Source organism: Gracilibacillus ureilyticus (assembly GCF_900111195.1).
GTDB lineage: Bacteria > Bacillota > Bacilli > Bacillales > Amphibacillaceae > Gracilibacillus > Gracilibacillus ureilyticus.
In genome coordinates, this window is the sequence record NZ_FOGL01000017.1 from 71,022 (window position 1) to 89,893 (window position 18,872).

General features: G+C 40.3%; 17 protein-coding genes and 1 other annotated feature. Of the genes, 13 read left to right on the forward strand and 4 right to left on the reverse strand.

Going from position 1 to position 18,872, the window contains the following annotated elements:
* Positions 1 to 8 precede the first annotated feature (8 nt).
* Positions 9 to 638, reverse strand: a complete 630-nt coding sequence (locus BMW36_RS15485; RefSeq protein WP_245711713.1) for a lytic transglycosylase domain-containing protein — start codon at positions 636 to 638, stop codon at positions 9 to 11.
* Between the two features lie 122 nt (positions 639 to 760).
* Positions 761 to 967 carry a small acid-soluble spore protein SspI gene (sspI, locus tag BMW36_RS15490; RefSeq protein ID WP_089742747.1) on the reverse strand — a complete coding sequence of 69 codons (207 nt, stop codon included), beginning with the start codon at positions 965 to 967 and terminating at the stop codon, positions 761 to 763.
* Between the two features lie 97 nt (positions 968 to 1,064).
* Here sspI and BMW36_RS15495 point away from each other — a divergent pair, with 97 nt between their 5' ends.
* The 3 genes from BMW36_RS15495 to pheT all read left to right on the forward strand — a co-directional run bounded on the left by BMW36_RS15495 (position 1,065) and on the right by pheT (position 5,637).
* Positions 1,065 to 1,811 carry a TrmH family RNA methyltransferase gene (locus BMW36_RS15495; RefSeq protein WP_089742749.1) on the forward strand — a complete coding sequence of 249 codons (747 nt, stop codon included), beginning with the start codon at positions 1,065 to 1,067 and terminating at the stop codon, positions 1,809 to 1,811.
* A 62-nt stretch (positions 1,812 to 1,873) separates the two neighbouring features.
* Positions 1,874 to 2,115 (forward strand) — a binding site (T-box leader).
* A gap of 46 nt (positions 2,116 to 2,161) precedes the next feature.
* Positions 2,162 to 3,196: a phenylalanine--tRNA ligase subunit alpha gene (gene pheS / locus BMW36_RS15500; protein WP_089742751.1), complete on the forward strand. Its 1,035-nt coding sequence runs from the start codon at positions 2,162 to 2,164 to the stop codon at positions 3,194 to 3,196.
* Between the two features lie 14 nt (positions 3,197 to 3,210).
* Entirely contained in the window at positions 3,211 to 5,637 is a 2,427-nt protein-coding gene (gene pheT, locus BMW36_RS15505; protein WP_089742752.1) for a phenylalanine--tRNA ligase subunit beta, read from the forward strand.
* A 132-nt stretch (positions 5,638 to 5,769) separates the two neighbouring features.
* Here the strand turns inward: pheT and rnhC are convergent, their stop codons facing one another.
* Positions 5,770 to 6,696, reverse strand: coding sequence for a ribonuclease HIII (gene rnhC / locus BMW36_RS15510; protein ID WP_089742754.1), 927 nt, complete (start codon positions 6,694 to 6,696; stop codon positions 5,770 to 5,772).
* A gap of 170 nt (positions 6,697 to 6,866) precedes the next feature.
* On the opposite strand from rnhC, the gene zapA reads away from it, so the two are divergent.
* From zapA to uvrC, 7 genes are all read left to right on the forward strand, one after another.
* Positions 6,867 to 7,127, forward strand: a complete 261-nt coding sequence (gene zapA / locus BMW36_RS15515) for a cell division protein ZapA (RefSeq protein ID WP_089742756.1) — start codon at positions 6,867 to 6,869, stop codon at positions 7,125 to 7,127.
* 7 nt (positions 7,128 to 7,134) lie between these two features.
* Positions 7,135 to 7,680: a CvpA family protein gene (locus BMW36_RS15520; RefSeq protein WP_089742758.1), complete on the forward strand. Its 546-nt coding sequence runs from the start codon at positions 7,135 to 7,137 to the stop codon at positions 7,678 to 7,680.
* Between the two features lie 75 nt (positions 7,681 to 7,755).
* Positions 7,756 to 9,477: a DNA polymerase/3'-5' exonuclease PolX gene (polX, locus tag BMW36_RS15525; protein ID WP_089742760.1), complete on the forward strand. Its 1,722-nt coding sequence runs from the start codon at positions 7,756 to 7,758 to the stop codon at positions 9,475 to 9,477.
* Between the two features lie 31 nt (positions 9,478 to 9,508).
* Positions 9,509 to 11,857 (forward strand): endonuclease MutS2, encoded by a 2,349-nt coding sequence (locus BMW36_RS15530; protein ID WP_089742762.1) that lies wholly within the window; start codon positions 9,509 to 9,511, stop codon positions 11,855 to 11,857.
* Positions 11,858 to 11,873: 16 nt separating this feature from the next.
* A complete protein-coding gene (locus tag BMW36_RS15535; RefSeq protein ID WP_089742764.1) occupies positions 11,874 to 12,281 on the forward strand; it encodes a DUF350 domain-containing protein in 408 nt (135 codons plus the stop codon).
* A gap of 191 nt (positions 12,282 to 12,472) precedes the next feature.
* Positions 12,473 to 12,787: a thioredoxin gene (gene trxA / locus BMW36_RS15540; protein ID WP_089742766.1), complete on the forward strand. Its 315-nt coding sequence runs from the start codon at positions 12,473 to 12,475 to the stop codon at positions 12,785 to 12,787.
* 138 nt (positions 12,788 to 12,925) lie between these two features.
* Entirely contained in the window at positions 12,926 to 14,713 is a 1,788-nt protein-coding gene (uvrC, locus tag BMW36_RS15545) for an excinuclease ABC subunit UvrC (RefSeq protein ID WP_089742769.1), read from the forward strand.
* Positions 14,714 to 14,733: 20 nt separating this feature from the next.
* Here the strand turns inward: uvrC and BMW36_RS15550 are convergent, their stop codons facing one another.
* A complete protein-coding gene (locus BMW36_RS15550) occupies positions 14,734 to 15,162 on the reverse strand; it encodes a DUF2507 domain-containing protein (RefSeq protein ID WP_089742771.1) in 429 nt (142 codons plus the stop codon).
* Positions 15,163 to 15,524: 362 nt separating this feature from the next.
* Between BMW36_RS15550 and BMW36_RS15555 the strand changes: the two genes are divergently transcribed.
* Genes BMW36_RS15555 through sdhB form a run of 3 tightly spaced genes read left to right on the forward strand, consistent with a single transcriptional unit; the run spans position 15,525 to position 18,703 of the window.
* Positions 15,525 to 16,133 (forward strand): succinate dehydrogenase cytochrome b558 subunit, encoded by a 609-nt coding sequence (locus BMW36_RS15555; protein ID WP_089742773.1) that lies wholly within the window; start codon positions 15,525 to 15,527, stop codon positions 16,131 to 16,133.
* Between the two features lie 38 nt (positions 16,134 to 16,171).
* Positions 16,172 to 17,923 (forward strand): succinate dehydrogenase flavoprotein subunit, encoded by a 1,752-nt coding sequence (sdhA, locus tag BMW36_RS15560; protein ID WP_089742775.1) that lies wholly within the window; start codon positions 16,172 to 16,174, stop codon positions 17,921 to 17,923.
* 18 nt (positions 17,924 to 17,941) lie between these two features.
* Positions 17,942 to 18,703 (forward strand): succinate dehydrogenase iron-sulfur subunit, encoded by a 762-nt coding sequence (sdhB, locus tag BMW36_RS15565; RefSeq protein ID WP_089742777.1) that lies wholly within the window; start codon positions 17,942 to 17,944, stop codon positions 18,701 to 18,703.
* Positions 18,704 to 18,872 lie beyond the last annotated feature (169 nt).

Here is an 18,872-nt window from a genome sequence, read left to right on the forward strand (position 1 = left end):
GTCGCTTTTTATGCTAAGTAACTGCCTAATACTTTTTGTACATAGTTTTGTGTTTCCTTGAATGGTGGGATGCCATCATATTTATCGACATTTCCCGGTCCTGCATTATATGCGGCCAGAGCTAATGTTTTATTACCATTATACTTTTCCAGCATTTGCGCTAAATATTTTGTACCGCCAAAAATATTTTGTTTTGCATCAAAGGCATTGTCTACACCAAGGCCGGCAGCAGTTGCAGGCATCAGCTGCATTAATCCCTGTGCACCAGCATGACTGACAGCCTGCTGATTATAACCTGACTCTGTCTGGATAACCGCATCTATCAATTTTTCATCAACCTTAAACCGTTGTGCAGCCTCTTTAATAATTGAGGCTATATCACTGCCAGCAGTACTCTTTGCTGCGGAAGATATGCCGGATTTATTAGTAATGTTCATGACAGGTGCAGTACCTGGTGACTGTAAAAAGTATGAAGCTGGAATAGCCTGGTTAGATGCATAACTGGTGGATTGGCCCATAGACATCATCAGTTCCTGGAAAATGGACCCGAACCCGGTGGATGTGCTTATTGCCTGGCTATTTGTTAAGTTGGACATTGCCTGCATTTGCAGTGCTTGTTGGATATATTGTATATTCAAGGTGAAGTTCCTCCTGTTTATCGGTTCGATCAAATATAGGAAGTATTACCTACTATAAAAAATCATTATTCTTATAGTATTAATATACAATGTTCCCCTCAAACATGCAATGCTTTTATGACTTATTGAACAGCTTTTTCCAGCGCATCCAGGACTTCCTGCTTATCTTGCTCTGTTGCATTTTCCCAGTAGATTTCAAATAATACTCCCAGTCCTGGAAGCATCTTCTCTTCTCCGCTTTGAATGGCGTCAACGATCGTTGCTTCCAGGTCATTTGCTGAATTTCCGTTAATATTTGATTTGATTGCTTTACGTAAGTTTAAATCCATCCCTTTTCACCTCGTAACATATTTTTTTCATTATAGTTTGACCAGTTTATGCAAAAATATGTATGATAAAACTAACTAATGAATGAGGATGAAGAGTATGATTACATCAGTAAAGAATGAAAAAGTGAAAGAATGGCGAAAACTTAAGCAGAAAAAGGAACGCGATATAAAAGGTGAATTTCTAATTGAGGGGTATCATCTAATAGAAGAAGCACACAAAAGTGATTGGGAGATTGCAGAGATTATTTATGAAGATGAAAAGGTGGATGTTCGGGAACTGTCTTCATATGATCCTGTCGCAGTTTCAGACAATGTGATGGCAGCAATAACTGATACGAGAACACCTCAGGGGATTGCTGCTGTTGTGAAAAAGAAGCAATTTTCCAGGTTGCCTGTAAAGAAAGCACTGTTAATCGACAATGTTCAGGATCCTGGTAACGTTGGTACAATGATCCGTACAGCGGATGCAGCCGGTTTTGACACAGTAATGCTGGGTAAAGGAACTGTTGATTTATATAACGAAAAAGTAATCAGGGCAACTCAGGGATCATTATTTCATCTAAATATACTAGAAGCAGATCTTGAGACGGAGATGGACCGTTTAATGGCAGATGGTGTAACAGTATGGTCAACAGGATTAGAAAAAGCGAGTCCTTATCATGAAATGCAGGTCCCGGAGAAAGTTGCAATCATTGTCGGTAATGAAGGTTCAGGAGTTTCTGCGGAACTGATGGAAAAAGCAGAACAAAATGTATTAATTCCGATCTTTGGAAAAGCAGAGTCACTTAATGTAAGTATTGCTGCAGCTATTTTAATGTATTACGTCACAGGGAATGGAGTATAATAATTTTAATAGGACTTGCAACATTTTGTTCCTTTCATTATACTATATGAAGTAAACCATAATATAAAGCTGAGAAAGAGCTAGTAGATAGGGAAAAATCGTTTTCCAGGGAAGGAGCACCACTGACTGAAAGTGCTTCTGGCGATCACCTGTTGAATTTCACTCTGGAGCTGGCACTTGGACCTCTTTTTCCTAAAGAGTAAAGGTGTTCCGGATTTTTTCCGTTATCAAAAACCGAGTGGGTACAGCAAAAAGCTGTATCAACAAGGGTGGTACCGCGATACATACAAGTCTCGTCCCTTTTATTGGGATGAGGCTTTTTTAGTTATTTAAAAGGAGGGTAATAACTGATGAAAGAACAGTTACAAGCATTAGAATCAGAAGCATTAGCAAAAGTTGAAACAGCTTCCAGCTTACAGGAACTCCAGGGTGTGAGAGTTGCTTACTTAGGAAAAAAAGGTCCGATCACAGAAGTTTTACGTGGTATGGGAAAATTATCGGCAGAGGAACGTCCGGTAATAGGTGAACTTGCCAACAAGGTGAGAGGGAATATTGCTGCAGCGATTGATGAGAAGAAAGCAGGAATAGAAGCAGAACAGCTAGAGAAACAGCTTGAAGAAGAACAGATTGATGTAACATTGCCTGGCAGGCCTGTTGCAGTAGGAGGACCACACTTACTGACAAGTATTGTGGAGGAGATTGAAGATCTATTTATCGGGTTAGGATTTGAGATAAGGGAAGGTCCGGAAGTAGAAACAGATTATTTCAACTTCGAGGCATTAAATCTGCCAAAAGGCCACCCGGCACGTGATATGCAGGACTCTTTTTATATCACAGAAGACCTGTTACTGCGTACTCACACCTCACCTGTTCAGGCACGGACAATGAATGCAATGGAAAATAAACAGCCTGTTAAAATGATCTGCCCTGGAAAGGTATACCGTCGTGATACAGATGATGCAACACACTCGCATCAGTTTACTCAAATAGAAGGGCTTTACGTTGACAAAAATGTTCGCATGAGTGATTTAAAAGGAGTACTCGACCGATTTGCGAAGCATATGTTTGGTGAAGATCGGGAAATTCGTTTGCGTCCAAGCTTCTTCCCGTTTACAGAGCCATCTGTAGAGATGGATATCTCTTGTAAAATGTGTAACGGAAAAGGCTGCAGTGTATGTAAACGAACCGGCTGGATCGAAATTCTAGGTGCAGGAATGGTTCACCCGAGAGTGTTGGAAATGGCGGGTTACGATCCAAAAGTTTACAGTGGTTTTGCCTTCGGTATGGGCCCTGAGCGAATTGCAATGTTGAAATATGGTGTTGATGATATCCGTCATTTCTATACGAATGATTTAAGATTTTTAAAACAATACCATAAAGCATAAGGAGGAGTGTAAGAATGTTTGTTTCATTAAATTGGTTAAAAAATTATGTGGATATTGACCAGCTATCACCGGAAGAATTGGCTGAGCGTATTACGAAGTCCGGGATAGAGGTAGAAGGAATAGAACGTTTTGCCCAGGCGAGCACGAATGTGGTTGTTGGTTATGTGGAAAGCTGCGAAAAACACCCGAATGCGGACAAATTAAATTTATGCCAAGTTAACGTTGGGGAAGAAACGCTGCAAATTATATGTGGTGCACCAAATATTGCGCAGGGACAAAAAGTTGCTGTAGCAAAGCCGGGTGCAGTTTTACCGGGGAATTTTAAAATTAAACGTGCAAAACTGCGTGGTGTGGAATCGAACGGTATGATTTGTTCATTACAGGAATTGGGTGTAGAAGAAAAGTATGTTCCAAAAGAGTATGCGAGTGGAATTTTTGTTTTCCCTGAGGATACAGAAGCTGGTGCGGATGTAACAGAATTATTGAATCTGGATGATATTATCATTGAGCTTGGTTTAACACCAAACCGTTCTGATGCATTAAGTATGTTAGGTGTTGCTTATGAAGTTGCTGCAATATTAGATGTGCCGATCCGGTTGCCTCAAACCTCTTTAAGATCTGCAGATGACGTGGCAGAAGATCATGTCACTGTTCGTGTGGAGGCGCAGGACGTGAACCCATATTATGGGGCGTTTATTGTGAAAGATGTCAAGATCGGCCCATCCCCATTATGGATGCGAAATTATCTAATGGCTGCAGGGATTCGCCCGATTAACAATGTTGTCGATATTACCAACTATGTATTGCTGGAATATGGTCAGCCATTGCATGCATTTGATTATGACAAGTTCGGCTCGAATGAAGTGGTTGTCCGGATGGCGGATGAAGGAGAGAAAATCGTTACATTAGATGACGTTGAACGTACTTTAACTGCAGAGCATTTAGTCATTACGAATGGTAAAGAGCCTGTCGCACTTGCCGGTGTAATGGGTGGGGCAGACTCAGAAGTTTCTGATACAACGACAAATGTTCTTCTAGAAGCAGCTTATTTTGATGGACAGACAGTGCGAAAAGCATCGAAAGCTTTCGATTTGAGAAGTGAAGCATCCAACCGCTTTGAAAAAGGTGTCGACCCGAATCGTGTCCGTGAAGCAGGGGTTCGTGCTTGCCAATTATTAAGTGAATATGCGGGGGCCACTGTGTTATCAGGTGTTGTGGAACATGACCAGCTTGATTATTCAGAAAAAGAAGTAACGATTTGGACATCAACGATTAACGATCGTTTAGGTACATCGATTTCGGATGAAGAGATTGCCGATATTTTAAGAAAATTACATTTCAACTTCAAACAGGATGGAGAGACCTTTATTGTTTCAGCGCCAACCAGACGCCAGGATATCGTCATCTTTGAAGATATGGTGGAAGAAGTTGCCCGTATTCACGGTTATGACAATTTACCATTTACCCTTCCACAAGGGGGTTCACAGGCAGGCGGATTAACGAAAAATCAGGCGTTAAAGCGACATGTCAAGCGTTTCCTGGAAGGTGCAGGGCTGTCTGAGACTGTCACTTACTCTTTGACTAGCAAAGAGCGATCTGGCCAGCTGGTTAGTCCAGAAGTGAAAGATACCATTGTATCAACCGTCTCTTTAGCTATGCCAATGAGTGAAGAACACAGCACTTTACGTGTCAGCATTTTACCGGAAATGTTGAATTCTGCTGCTTACAATCTTGCGCGGAAACAAGCAGATGTGGCATATTATGAAATAGGCAGTATCTTCGTTTCTGGTGAAGAGGAGGTTTCAAAGCAGCCTGATGAAAAACTGCGCCTGGCTGGTGTATTAACTGGTCAGTGGCTGACACACCCTTGGCAGCAGGAGAAGAAACCGGTCGATTTCTTTGTAGCAAAAGGAATTTTAGAAGCATTATTTGCATCACTTAAAGTTGACGTAACTTATAAGCAGGCAAAAATTGACGGATTGCATCCAGGTCGTACAGCGCAGCTATTTGCCGGTGACCGTGCCATCGGTTTTGTCGGTCAGGTACACCCGGCAATGCAAAAAGCATATGATTTAAAAGAAACGTATGTTTTTGATGTTGATTTTGACTACCTATTGGAGATTCATCACAATGAACCTAGCTTTGCCGTGATTCCGCGTTTCCCTAGCGTTAGCCGTGATATCGCGCTCGTTGTTGATGAAACAGTGCCGGCAGGAGCGGTTCTGGCAGTGATTGCAGAAGCTGGCGGTTCTCTTGTAAAAGATATACAGGTATTCGATGTATACCAAGGAGAGCACTTAGAGGAAGGGAAAAAATCCATTGCTTTCAGCCTGTTCTATCAGGATCCGGAAAGAACACTGACAGATGAAGAAGTTGAAGCATCTTATCAAGCGATTTTAGCAGAAGTAGCGAAGCAATTCGGTGCAGAATTAAGAGGATAATGAAGAAGAAGAAGAGCTGTATCCAGAAAGGATGCAGTTCTTTTTTGTTTTGAGGTGTTTTGAAGAGCATGGAACTGAAAAAGGAAGAATAGATGCCATGTAAAAAAAGAACCCGCCACATGGAGAGCCCTTCTATTTCACGTATTTCATTGCTTTATCAGTATTGGCAAAATGCATTTTCGCCGCGTCTTGCAGTGCTTCTATACCGTTTTTCTTAATTAAATATGCAGCTGTTTCATCTACTTTCGCTGAAGCGCCTTTCGGTATGGTTATTCCAAATCGGGCGGACAGCACATCCATTTCCTTAACAAATTTTGCCCGCGCAATGATGGATGCTGCGGCAACTGATATGGAGTGACTTTCCGCTTTTGTCATGAAGTAAGTGTCAGAATGCAGTTTCTTTCTCTCTGTTCCAATGTACTTCATATAAACTGCAGGCTGACAAAACTGGTCAATCAAAACAGGCTGTTCCGCTCCGATTTTTGCCGTGATCTTCTCAATAGCATGGTGATGCATCATTGCTTTCATTTTACCCTGGTTCCAGCCTTTATTCTGTAATCGATTATACTTTGCATTATCCATCGTTAATAATGTGTATGGTATTTTTGCTTTAACTAACTCTTGAGCTAATGAACGGATCCGTTCGTCAGTTAGTGCTTTAGAGTCTGTAATGCCCATTTTTTTCAAAATATCAATTTTCTCCTCTGGAACAAAGACAGCACTTACAGTAATCGGACCAAAATAATCACCGGTTCCTGCTTCATCAGTACCGATGTGAGAACTTGTGAAAAGATTTCCGGGAGGTGAAAATTGGTGATCATTCACTGACGGTTTCTTCTTGGCAACAGGAGTCGCAGCTTGCTCCATCCATTTGTTTGCTTCCATTTGTGCATTTTGTCCCTGAAACATTACCTTACCTGATGCATATGCTGTAATAGTCGTACCATTTACTTTTGCCAGAAATACGGCATTCTTTGGTTTATTTACAATCGAAGCTGCATAGTGGTCTTTCACGGCAGATAAATCGTTTTTTTTCAATTGAATCACTACATTAGACAAAAAAATCTCTCCTTCAAAGTCTCTTTCTACAGTATAGCAGAGTTCCACCTATCAGAATAGTTTTCTATTTGGCTTGTTCATGTTAATATAAAATTTAAGGTTTTACTAGGTTATGCCACATATTAGTAGTATAATCAGAGAAGTGAAAAGAATTTGTAGGGGGTATCAAGGTGACCCAACCGGATAAATTACGGACTACCGTTAATATATATGGAAGATCTTATAAAATTGTAGGCGAAGAGACCGAAGATCATGTTAAGTTAATTGCAGATTTAGTTGATGAGAAAATGCAGGAAATACATAAAATTAATAAATCATTGGATACAACTAGCTTGGCCGTTTTAACAGCGATTAATACAATGAATGATTATATAAAATTAAAAGAAGATTTTGAAGCTTTACAAAGTCTTCTGGAGGAGAAAGAGGAATAATATTGTCATGGTTACTTTAGCTATTTTGTTTTTTTTAGTAATTGGTTTTTTTGTTGGTTTGAAAAGAGGGTTTATTTTACAGATTCTCCATTTAACAAGTTTCATTATCGCATTTGTCATTGCGGCCCTTTATTATGATGAAATTGCTTCTAAATTGGAAATGTGGATTCCATATCCCCAGCTGTCCGAAGACACTCCGTGGGCAATTTTTCTAGATACGTTACCACTTGAAGCAGCGTATTATAATGCGATTGCATTTGGAGCACTATTCTTTGTTACAAAAATTATTTTGCAAATCGTTGCAACAATGCTCGATTTCGTAGCGAACCTGCCACTGCTTGGAATTGTGAACAGCTGGCTTGGTGCAATTTTTGGCTTGATTGAGGTCTATTTAATTATTTTTGTTATATTGTATATCATTGCCCTGGCTCCGGTTCCACAAATTCAGGAATGGCTTGATCATTCTTCTCTGGCAACCTTTATCGTTGATCAGACCCCGGTTTTATCAGAGAAACTGAAAGATATCTGGTTTACGAATGACCCGACTGTTTAAAACAGATAATAAACGAAGATATACCCTTGCCTTTTGGAATTTGCAAGGGTATTTGCGCGAGGAAGGAGATTTAATATGACAGTAAATAAGAAAGATGTTATTAAATTACTTGAGAAAATTGCTACCTACTTAGAATTAAAAGGAGAGAACCCTTTTAAAATATCTGCCTACAGAAAGGCAGCTCAGGCTTTGGAAAGAGATGAGCGCTCACTGTCAGCGATTACGGATTTCACTAAATTACAAGGTGTCGGAAAAGGAACAGCAGCCGTCATTACCGATTACATTGAAAATGGTGAGTCAGAGACACTCGTTCAATTGGAGAAAGAAGTACCAGCAGGACTCATTCCACTGCTGCACGTACAAGGACTTGGCGGTAAAAAATTGGCGAAATTATATCAGGAATTAAACATTACCGATGCACAGACTTTGAGAAAAGCATGTGAAAACGGTCAACTGCAGGATTTAAAAGGCTTTGGAAAGAAAACAGAAGAAAAAATTCTGGATGCATTAAATAAAGTAAATGAGAGACCGGAACGTCTCCCTGCAGCGGTTGTTCTTCCGGTTGTAGACAAAGTGGAAGCTTACTTACAATCCATTGATGAAATCATCCGCTACTCGATTGCTGGAAGTATGCGCAGATTTCGCGAAACCGTCAAGGATTTAGATTTTATCGTATCAACGGACAAGCCTGAAGCTGTGCAGAAAAAGCTGCTTGAAATGGATGGTATTGTAGAGACAATAGCAGCAGGCGATACAAAAGTTTCTGTTACAGTTAATTATCGCTATGATATCAGTATCGATTTTCGTATCATTACAGATCAGGAGTTTCCCACAACGCTTCACCATTTTACAGGTTCCAAAGACCATAATGTACTAATGCGCCAATTGGCCAAAGCGCAGGGGAAAAAGATCAGTGAATATGGTGTGGAAGATGTGGAAACAGGAGAGGTACAAACATTTGAAACTGAAGAACAATTTTTCCAAAGTTTCGGTCTTGCCTATATCCCGCCAGAATTACGTCAGGGTAAAGATGAATTGAAGCTTGCCGAAAACGATATACAAGTGATACAGGATGAGGATATTAAAGGCGATCTTCATATGCATACAACCTGGAGTGACGGCGCACAATCTGTTGAGGAAATGGTGGAACGTGCGATCGAAAAAGGGTATGACTATATTGCAATTACCGATCACTCGAAATATTTGCGTGTTGCCAATGGATTAAATGAAGAAAGATTGCGCAAACAAGCAAAAGAAATTGAACAAGCAAGAGAAAAATATCCGGATATTCATATTTTCCGGGGGGTAGAAATGGATATTTTACCAGATGGATCATTAGATTTTGAGGATGAATTTCTGCAGGAACTCGATTTTGTAATTGGTTCTATCCACTCAAGTTTTAGTCAAAGTGAGAAACTCATTCATCAACGATTATTAACTGCATTAGAGAATCCGTATGTAAACATGATTGCACATCCGACTGGCAGGCTGATAGGAAAAAGGGATGGCTACCGCGTTAATGTCAAATGGCTAATCGATCAGGCGAAACGGACTGGTACCATTCTCGAATTAAATGCGAATCCTAATCGATTGGATCTTGCCGCTGAATGGGTTGCCATTGCTCAGGAACATGGTGTGAAAATAGCCATTAATACAGATGCCCACAGCTATAGCATGCTGGAACATATGCCTATTGGCTGCGGAACAGCACGGAGAGGCGGCTTGACGACAGATACCGTTGTGAACAGCTGGCCGAAAGATAAGCTGATTGAATTTTTAAAAAGCCAAAAGAAATAAAGAAGACAGAAATAATTAGGAGGAGTGCGAAATGAATGCGCGAATTTTTAACGTATTGGAATTTAGCAAAATAAAAGAGCAATTAATCGCACAAGCAGCATCATCACTTGGTGCAGAGAAAGCCCGGTCACTTGCTCCTTCTACTGATTTAGAAGAAGTTACCAGGTGGCAGGATGAAACAGATGAAGCTTATCATGTCATTCGGTTAAAAGGTAACGTGCCACTTGGTGGAATTACGGATATTAAACCACATGTAAAGAGAGCTGCGATTGGAGGAGTGCTGAGCACACATGAATGCCTCGAGATTGCCAGCACAATTTATGGCGGGAAACAATTAAAGCTGTTTATTGATAAGCTCGAAGATCTGGAGCTGCCGATTGTTCGCGAAATCAGTGAAGAAATAGTGCCTTTGAATGAACTGGAACGGGAAATTAAAAGCTGTATTGATGACAATGGCCATATGATGGACGGTGCGTCTGATAAATTACGAAGCTTGCGTTCCAAAATACGCACAAATGAAAACAAAGTTCGTGATAGATTAGAAAATGTAACAAGAACTAAAGCGAAGATGCTCTCAGATTCGATTGTAACGATTCGAAACGACCGTTATGTGTTACCTGTAAAGCAGGAATACAAGTCTGCAATTGGCGGTATTGTTCACGATCAGTCCGCTTCAGGCCAGACATTGTTTATGGAGCCCCAATCTGTGGTGGATCTGAATAATGCTTTATCTGCTGCAAAAGTTGATGAGAAACGTGAAATTGAACGTATTTTAAAAGAACTTTCTGTAAGGGTAGCAGAAGATGAGGCATTATTACTGCAAAATGCTGAAGCACTTGCAGCTCTTGATTTTATTTTTGCCAGGGCGAAGTTAAGCCATGCAATGAAAGCTAGTCGGCCAAAAATGAATGATCGTGGTGTAATAAAAATGAAACAGGCACGACACCCATTAATCGATTCAGACGAAGTTGTCGCAAATGATGTGGAACTTGGTGAGGATTTTACGGCAATTGTTATCACGGGTCCCAACACCGGAGGAAAGACAGTCACATTAAAGATGGTCGGACTTTGTACATTAATGGCACAATCCGGTTTGCAAGTCCCGGCACTTGATGGCTGTGAACTTGCTGTATTCTCCAATGTTTTCGCAGATATCGGTGATGAGCAGTCGATTGAACAGAGTCTCAGTACTTTTTCATCCCATATGACAAACATTGTTGATATTCTCGAGACATTTGATTATCAGTCACTATTATTATTTGATGAGTTAGGGGCAGGGACAGACCCGCAGGAAGGGGCAGCCCTTGCCATGTCGATTCTGGATTATGTGATTCAAAGAGGGGCACGGGTCATTGCCACAACCCATTATCCGGAACTAAAAGCATATGGATATAACCGGGAAGGGGTAATTAATGCTTCTGTTGAATTCAATGTAGAAACATTAAAACCGACATACCGGCTGTTGATAGGGGTTCCGGGCCGAAGTAATGCATTTGAAATATCGAAACGGCTTGGACTGGATGAAGCGGTTATTCAGGAGGCAAAAACCCATATCGGTGCAGATTCCAAAAGTGTGGAAAACATGATCGCATCATTGGAAACATCAAGAAGACAAGCAGAATATGATTATGAAAAGGCAGAGGAAATTTTACAGAATGCAGAGCAATTAAAAAAGGATATTGAAAAACAATGGCAGCAATTCGAACAACAAAGAGAAGCGCTTTATAAAAAAGCCGAAGAAAAAGCAGAAAAAGCAGTCGCGAAAGCACGGGAAGAAGCTGAGCTGATTGTAGAAGAATTACGTAATATGCAAACAGAGACAGAATGGAAAGAGCATGAATGGATTGAAGCGAAGAAACTGTTGCAGGATGCTCAACCCGAGTTATCAAAGAAAGAGAAAAAACAGCAGGCAAGTTTTGATGAAGAAAAAGCTAAGGAATTAAGACCGGGTGATGAAGTGCGTTTACTTACTCTTGATCAAAAAGGAACGATTATTGAACAATCCGGTAAAAACGAATTCCAGGTCCAAGTCGGAATTATGAAAATGAAAGCAAAAAGGAAAGACCTGTTATTTATCCGTCGGGAAGAGCCGACAGTTGAAAAACCGTTAGCAACGGTTAGAGGATCAAATTATCATGTCAAACCAGAGCTGGATCTTCGAGGGGAACGTTTTGAAGAAGCATTGCAGCGTTTAGAGAAATACATGGATGATGCCTTGCTTGCTGGGTATAATCATGTTTCGATCATTCACGGAAAAGGAACCGGGGCTCTACGTAAAGGTGTACGGGATTATGCAAGAAACCATTCCCGAATTACACATGCGCGTGATGGGGAAATGTCTGAAGGTGGCTCTGGTGTAACTGTACTGGAATTGAAATAATTCAGGGGGTGGAAGAATGGATGAATTCTGGTCAAACACGTTTGTTGATACAGCGGCACGGTATAGTGTCGCGGTCTTATGCTTAGTTGTATTTCTCGTTATTTTTGAGTTGGTTACATCATATAAAAACTGGGATGAGATTAAACGGGGTAATATGAGTGTAGCAATGGCGACAGGGGGGAAGATATTCGGAATCGCGAATATTTTCCGTTATTCTATTGAGCATAATGATACTATTATTGAAAGTATCACTTGGGGCGGATTTGGATTTATTTTACTACTTCTTGGTTATTTTATCTTTGAGTTTTTAACACCAACTTATAAAATTGATAAGGAAATTGCCAGTGATAACAGGGCAGTTGGATTTATATCCATGGTCATTTCTGTTGGGCTGTCGTTCGTCATTGGTTCGAGTATTGGTTAGAGGAGTGACATAATTTGAAAACATTGGCATATGTATTGATTACAGTTGCGATTATTTTTCTCGTCGTTGGTGTATATTATGTGATGTCAGTCTAAAAATGGATGTTTGGTTATTATAAGCAAAGTATTAGCAACTTTTTCATATGTAATGATATACTTGACTAGAAATTTGTTATACAAGGAGGAATTATAATGGCAATTGTAAAAGCGACAGATTCTAATTTTAATACAGAAACTAGCGAAGGTTTAGTATTAGCTGACTTTTGGGCAACATGGTGTGGCCCTTGTAAAATGATCGCGCCAGTGCTTGAAGAAATAGATGCAGATATGAGTGAAACGGTAAAGATCGTCAAATTAGATGTTGATGAAAACCAGGAAACTGCTGGGAAATTCGGTGTAATGAGTATTCCTACACTACTGTTATTCAAAGACGGTGAAGTAGTTGATCAGGTTGTTGGATATCAGCCAAAAGAAGCACTTGTTGAATTAATCAACAAACATGCTTAATTAGTAATCAAATCCCTTATTATAGTGCTATACTATAATAAGGGATTGTTTTTTGTTTTCATACATTTTTATAAAAAGCAGACCTAAGTATCAATAAATAGATAAGGAATTAAAAGAGTAAGGTGGAGGTGATCCCAATTGAATGAGCACATTCAGGAAAAGCTTGCGGTTTTGCCAGTACAGCCTGGCTGTTACTTAATGAAGGACAAACATGGTACAGTCATCTATGTCGGCAAATCCAAAAAGCTGCGCAACAGGGTCAGATCTTATTTTATTGGGGCAAATGACCAGAAAACACAACGGCTTGTTCGTGAGATCCGTGATTTTGAATATATTGTAACAAGTTCGGAAATAGAGGCACTTATTCTCGAAATGAACTTGATTAAAAAATATGATCCAAAGTATAACGTATTGCTGAAAGATGATAAATCCTATCCTTTCCTGAAAATAACCAATGAACGCCATCCGCGTCTTTTGATCACAAGAAAGGTGAAAAAGGATAAAGGTAAATACTTCGGTCCATATCCGAACGTGATCGCGGCACGTGAGACGAAGAAATTACTTGACCGTCTTTATCCGCTCAGAAAATGTAATAACCAGAAAGGTCGCCACTGCTTGTATTATCATATGCATCAATGTTATGCATGCGCAGAAAATCCGCCATCAAAAGCAGAGTATGATGCCATTGTGCAGGAAGTTGCTAGTTTTCTAAATGGCGGCCACCGGAAGATTAAAGAACAGTTAACAGAAAAAATGCTCAAGGCATCTGATGAATTAAACTTCGAACGTGCGAAGGAACTAAGAGATCAGATACAGCATATAGAAGCAGTTATGGAAAAACAGAAGATGACAATGAATGATCAAGTAGACCGTGATGTATTTGGGTACAGCTATGACAAAGGCTGGATGTGTGTCCAGGTATTTTTTATCAGACAAGGGAAACTGATTGAACGTGATGTATCCTTGTTCCCGTTTTTTGATGATGCGGAAGAAGCATTCTTAAGCTTTATCGGAAGCTTTTATCTTCATCACCATCATCCGAAGCCAAAGCAGATTCTTGTTCCAGCACCGACTGATGTGGAGATTTTAAAGGAACTGCTGGAAGTGGATGTGCATATTCCAATGCGTGGCCAGAAAAAGGAGCTTGCAAATCTAGCGAAAAAGAACGCCGAAATAGCACTGAAGGAAAAATTCTCGCTAATTGAGCGGAATGAAGAACGGACGGTAAAAGCGATTGAAAGCTTGGGAGAGAAACTCCATATTGAAACACCGTACAGAATTGAAGCTTTTGACAACTCGAACATTCAGGGGACGGACCCGGTATCTGCAATGGTTGTCTTCATTGATGGTAAGCCTGCCAAGAAAGAATACCGGAAATATAAGATCAGACAGGTCGAAGGGCCTGATGATTATGAAACAATGCGTGAGGTGATTCGCCGCCGTTACAAGCGGGTATTAAAGGAAGGTGCTCCATTACCTGATTTGATAGTTGTTGATGGTGCAAAAGGACAGATGTCTGCTGCAATTGATGTCCTCGAGAATGAACTGGGTCTGGATATTCCGCTCTGCGGTTTAGCAAAAGATGATAAACACAGAACGAGTGAATTACTATATGGGGATCCGGCAGAAATTATTCAACTCGACCGCCGCTCCCAGGAATTTTACTTTATCCAGCGAATTCAGGATGAAGTTCACAGATTTGCGATTACTTTTCACAGGCAATTACGTGGCAAGAGTGCATTCAGATCCCAGCTGGATGATATCCCGGGTGTGGGAGAACAGCGGAAGAAAATGCTTCTTACACATTATAAATCTTTAAACGAAATAAAAAATGCAAGTTTAGAAGAGTTAGTGAAATTAGGAATACCAGAGCCTGTTGCGATAAGTATTCATGAAAAATTAAAGAAAGATGATCTTTCAGAATAGAAAGGATCATCTTTCTTTTTTTAATCACTGAAAATAACGTGAAACTCTACTAAGTTTTTCTTGATTTCTGCAATACATTCACACGGTTTTCCGGTAATTTGTTCCATTGCCTTTGCCAGAAAACCAGCTTCCAGACGGAATTCCACATTTTCTATTGTTTCCAGCCTGGCATCGATCACTTCGCCGCTTAGGTGAAACACATAGCCCCGTCGCTTCTCCTGTGCAAGAACCAAATCGCCCCAGCCTACATGGAGAAAGAATTCGAGCACCTCTTCTGTTGTCACCCAATCACTTTTTTCTGCTAGGTTCTTTCCCATTACATATAAGATTAAATCGGATTCCTTACCAAGCATGTCAGGTAATCCGATATAGCGTAATAGATCATAGCCACTACCCGTAATATGAAGATTGGCAATAATTGTTGCGATATTTGTCTTTTTTTCTGTCAAAATTGGACCCCTCTCTAACCAAACAATACGTATAATTTTATTATCTACTTTTTTGTCAAATGGTGCAATAAGTAATATGATTTATTCTTTTTTTGTGTGATAGAGAATAGTAGTTTTATACCCTTATAAATCGACAATTAATCATTAGAAAAAGTATTCGTTTTCTTGACGCTTTCCCGCGTTAGAAGTACAATAGTTGTGTTGACAATATACGAATTTCTTTGGATGGGTTGTCTTGTTCATAAAGGAGGAAACGAAAGAGAAATCTTTTATGACGGGATGTAAAGCGCTTTAAAGTAGTTTGATAGGAAATCGTATGTTGAAATTTTTACATTTATCTAGATTAGAGGGGGGTACAAGAGATGGAGAATAGGGACTTTTTATATCGTAGGTTACACTCATTATTAGGGGTAGTGCCAATTGGTATCTTTTTGATCCAGCACTTGGTTGTCAATCACTTCGCAGTGTATGGGCCAGAGAGTTTCAACAAAGCGGCACATTTTATGGAATCATTACCATTCCGTTATGCACTGGAAACACTTATTATCTTTTTACCAATACTGTTTCATGCGGTATTAGGGGTGTATATTGTCTTTGTTGCGAGAAATAATGTAAGACGTTACGGCTTCTTCCGTAACTGGATGTTCTTCCTGCAGCGAATTACAGGGATTATTACACTTATTTTTATCGTTTGGCATGTATGGCAGACGCGTGTGCAAATCGGACTTGGAAACGTTGAACTGGATTACAGCTTAATGGAAGACATTCTGGCTAGTCCGGCAATGTTCTGGTTCTATGTGATTGGTGTTGTTTCTACAACATTCCACTTCGCAAATGGGTTATGGAGCTTTTTAGTGACATGGGGGATTACGGTAACGCCTCGCTCACAGAAAATTGCTACATATGCTACTTTAATCGTTTTCCTTGCGGTAACATATATAGGTATTCGCGCATTGTTCGCATTTGTTTAATAGATTAGTAATGTTAGAAAAAGAAGGAGTGAGTATGAATGAGTGATCGCAATATTGTTATTGTCGGTGGTGGTCTTGCGGGACTGATGGCCACAATCAAAGCAGCAGAAGCAGGAGTACATGTAGACTTATTATCGATTGTTCCTGTAAAAAGGTCTCACTCTGTTTGTGCACAAGGTGGAATTAATGGTGCGGTAGATACAAAAGGAGAAGGGGATTCTCCGATGATCCACTTTGATGATACAGTGTACGGCGGGGACTTTTTAGCCAATCAGCCGCCAGTAAAAGCGATGTGTGATGCAGCGCCAGGTATTATTCATATGTTCGATCGGATGGGTGTTATGTTCAACCGGACGAACGAAGGTTTACTTGATTTCCGCCGTTTCGGTGGTACACAGCATCACCGTACTGCATTCGCTGGTGCTACAACAGGACAGCAGTTATTATACGCGTTAGATGAGCAGGTACGCCGTTATGAAGTACAAGGTCTTGTAACAAAGTATGAGGGCTGGGAATTTGTTTCAGCAATCATTGATGAAGAGGGTGTTGGCCGCGGAGTTATCGGTCAAAATATTAAATCCCATGAATTTAAAATATTCAAAGGGGATGCCACAATATTTGCGTCAGGCGGTCCTGGTATCATCTTTGGTAAATCAACCAACTCTGTAATTAACACAGGGTCTGCAGCCGCTTCTTTATACTTACAAGGTGCGATTTATGCAAATGGTGAGTTTATTCAGATTCACCCGACAGCTATCCCTGGTGATGACAAGCTCCGGTTAATGAGTGAGTCTGCACGGGGAGAAGGTGGTCGTATCTGGACATACAAAGATGGAGAGCCATGGTATTTCTTAGAGGAAAAATATCCTGCATACGGAAACCTTGTACCACGTGATATTGCAACACGTGAAATTTTTGATGTCTGTGTTAATCAGAAACTGGGAATTAACGGGGAAAACATGGTATACCTTGATTTATCCCATAAAGATCCAAAAGAGCTTGATGTTAAACTTGGCGGAATTATTGAAATCTATGAAAAATTTGTTGGTGAAGATCCGCGAAAAGTACCGATGAAAATCTTCCCTGCAGTACACTACTCTATGGGTGGACTTTGGGTAGATTACGACCAGATGACAAACATTCCTGGTATTTTTGCAGCAGGTGAGTGTGATTACTCACAGCACGGTGCAAACCGTCTTGGTGCAAACTCATTGTTATCCTCTATCTTCGGAGGTATGGTTGCAGGACCGAATGCAATTAAATATATCGAGGGATTAGAGAAAACAATTGATGATATACCGTCAACAGTATTTGATCAGCAGCTGAAGAAAGAAGAAGACCAGTTCGAGCAGTTAATTAACATGCGTGGTGAAGAAAATGCATACCAGATCCACAAAGAACTTGGTGAATGGATGACAGATAACGTAACCGTTGTTCGTGAAAATGAAAAACTGTTAAAAACAGATGAAAAAATTCAGGAATTACTAGAGCGATGGGAAAACATTAATATGGATGACACTTCCCGCTGGAATAACCAGGGAGTTATGTTTACCCGCCAATTGAAAAATATGTTACACCTTGCCCGTGTTATTACACAAGGTGCATATAACCGAAACGAAAGCCGCGGAGCACATTACAAACCGGAATTCCCTGAACGTAATGATGAGGAATGGCTCAAAACAACAATGGCATCATTTGATGCTGCAGCAAATGCTCCGAAGTTTTCTTATGAAGATGTTGATGTTTCATTAATCAAACCGAGAAAACGTGATTACAGTAAGAAAAAATAACAGAGGGGGTAGCAAGAGATGGCAGAAGAGAAAATAACGCTCATTATCACTCGTCAGGACAGTCCGGATTCTCCTTCTTATCAGGAGACATTCAAAGTTAACTACCGTAAAAATATGAACATCATTTCGGCATTAATGGAGATCCAGAAAAATCCGGTTAATGCGAATGGAGAAAAACGCCCGCCAGTTTCCTGGGAATCTAACTGTTTAGAGGAAGTGTGCGGTGCTTGTTCAATGGTTATCAATGATGAACCGCGCCAGGCTTGTTCCACACTTGTTGATAAACTGGAACAGCCAATAACCATTGCGCCAATGTCTACATTCCCTGTTGTCCGTGACTTAGTCATTGACCGCAGCCGGATGTTTGATTCATTGAAGAAAGTTAAAGCATGGATTCCAATTGACGGTACGTACGATTTAGGGCCGGGACCAAGAATGCCTGAGAAAAAACGCCAGTGGGCTTATGAATTATCGAAATGTATGACTTGCGGTGTCTGCTTGGAAGCATGTCCGAACGTGAACAGCAAATCTGATTTTATCGGACCTGCACCACTTTCACAGGTTCGCCTATTTAACGCACATCCTACAGGTGAAATGCACAAAGCAGAACGCCTGGATGCCTTAATGGAAGATGGCGGAATTACTGGATGCGGTAACTCACAAAACTGTGTTCAAGTGTGTCCGAAAGGAATTCCATTAACAACATCGATCGCTGCATTAAATCGTGATACGAACATCCAGTCATTCAAAAACTTCTTTGGAAGTGACAGTAATTATTAAAAGAAATGCCTGTTCCTCTGGGAGCAGGCATTTTTTTTATAGTGATAAAGAATTAGAAACACGCAGAATGAAATAGTGAATTCTACATATATCTCTTCATCTATCTCCGACTATCCAACTATTATTTTTTTCAAATAAAGATAAATATTTACAATTTTATTGTCCATAT

What these genes read in the sequence shown, in the direction of transcription:
- sspI (WP_089742747.1), bottom strand. Translation starts at nt 967, where the DNA reads ATGGATTTAAACTTACGTAAAGCAATCAAATCAAATATTAACGGAAAT.
- BMW36_RS15495 (WP_089742749.1), top strand. Translation starts at nt 1,065, where the DNA reads ATGATTACATCAGTAAAGAATGAAAAAGTGAAAGAATGGCGAAAACTT.
- pheS (WP_089742751.1), top strand. Translation starts at nt 2,162, where the DNA reads ATGAAAGAACAGTTACAAGCATTAGAATCAGAAGCATTAGCAAAAGTT.
- pheT (WP_089742752.1), top strand. Translation starts at nt 3,211, where the DNA reads ATGTTTGTTTCATTAAATTGGTTAAAAAATTATGTGGATATTGACCAG.
- BMW36_RS15520 (WP_089742758.1), top strand. Translation starts at nt 7,135, where the DNA reads ATGGTTACTTTAGCTATTTTGTTTTTTTTAGTAATTGGTTTTTTTGTT.
- polX (WP_089742760.1), top strand. Translation starts at nt 7,756, where the DNA reads ATGACAGTAAATAAGAAAGATGTTATTAAATTACTTGAGAAAATTGCT.
- BMW36_RS15530 (WP_089742762.1), top strand. Translation starts at nt 9,509, where the DNA reads ATGAATGCGCGAATTTTTAACGTATTGGAATTTAGCAAAATAAAAGAG.
- BMW36_RS15535 (WP_089742764.1), top strand. Translation starts at nt 11,874, where the DNA reads ATGGATGAATTCTGGTCAAACACGTTTGTTGATACAGCGGCACGGTAT.
- trxA (WP_089742766.1), top strand. Translation starts at nt 12,473, where the DNA reads ATGGCAATTGTAAAAGCGACAGATTCTAATTTTAATACAGAAACTAGC.
- BMW36_RS15555 (WP_089742773.1), top strand. Translation starts at nt 15,525, where the DNA reads ATGGAGAATAGGGACTTTTTATATCGTAGGTTACACTCATTATTAGGG.
- sdhA (WP_089742775.1), top strand. Translation starts at nt 16,172, where the DNA reads ATGAGTGATCGCAATATTGTTATTGTCGGTGGTGGTCTTGCGGGACTG.
- sdhB (WP_089742777.1), top strand. Translation starts at nt 17,942, where the DNA reads ATGGCAGAAGAGAAAATAACGCTCATTATCACTCGTCAGGACAGTCCG.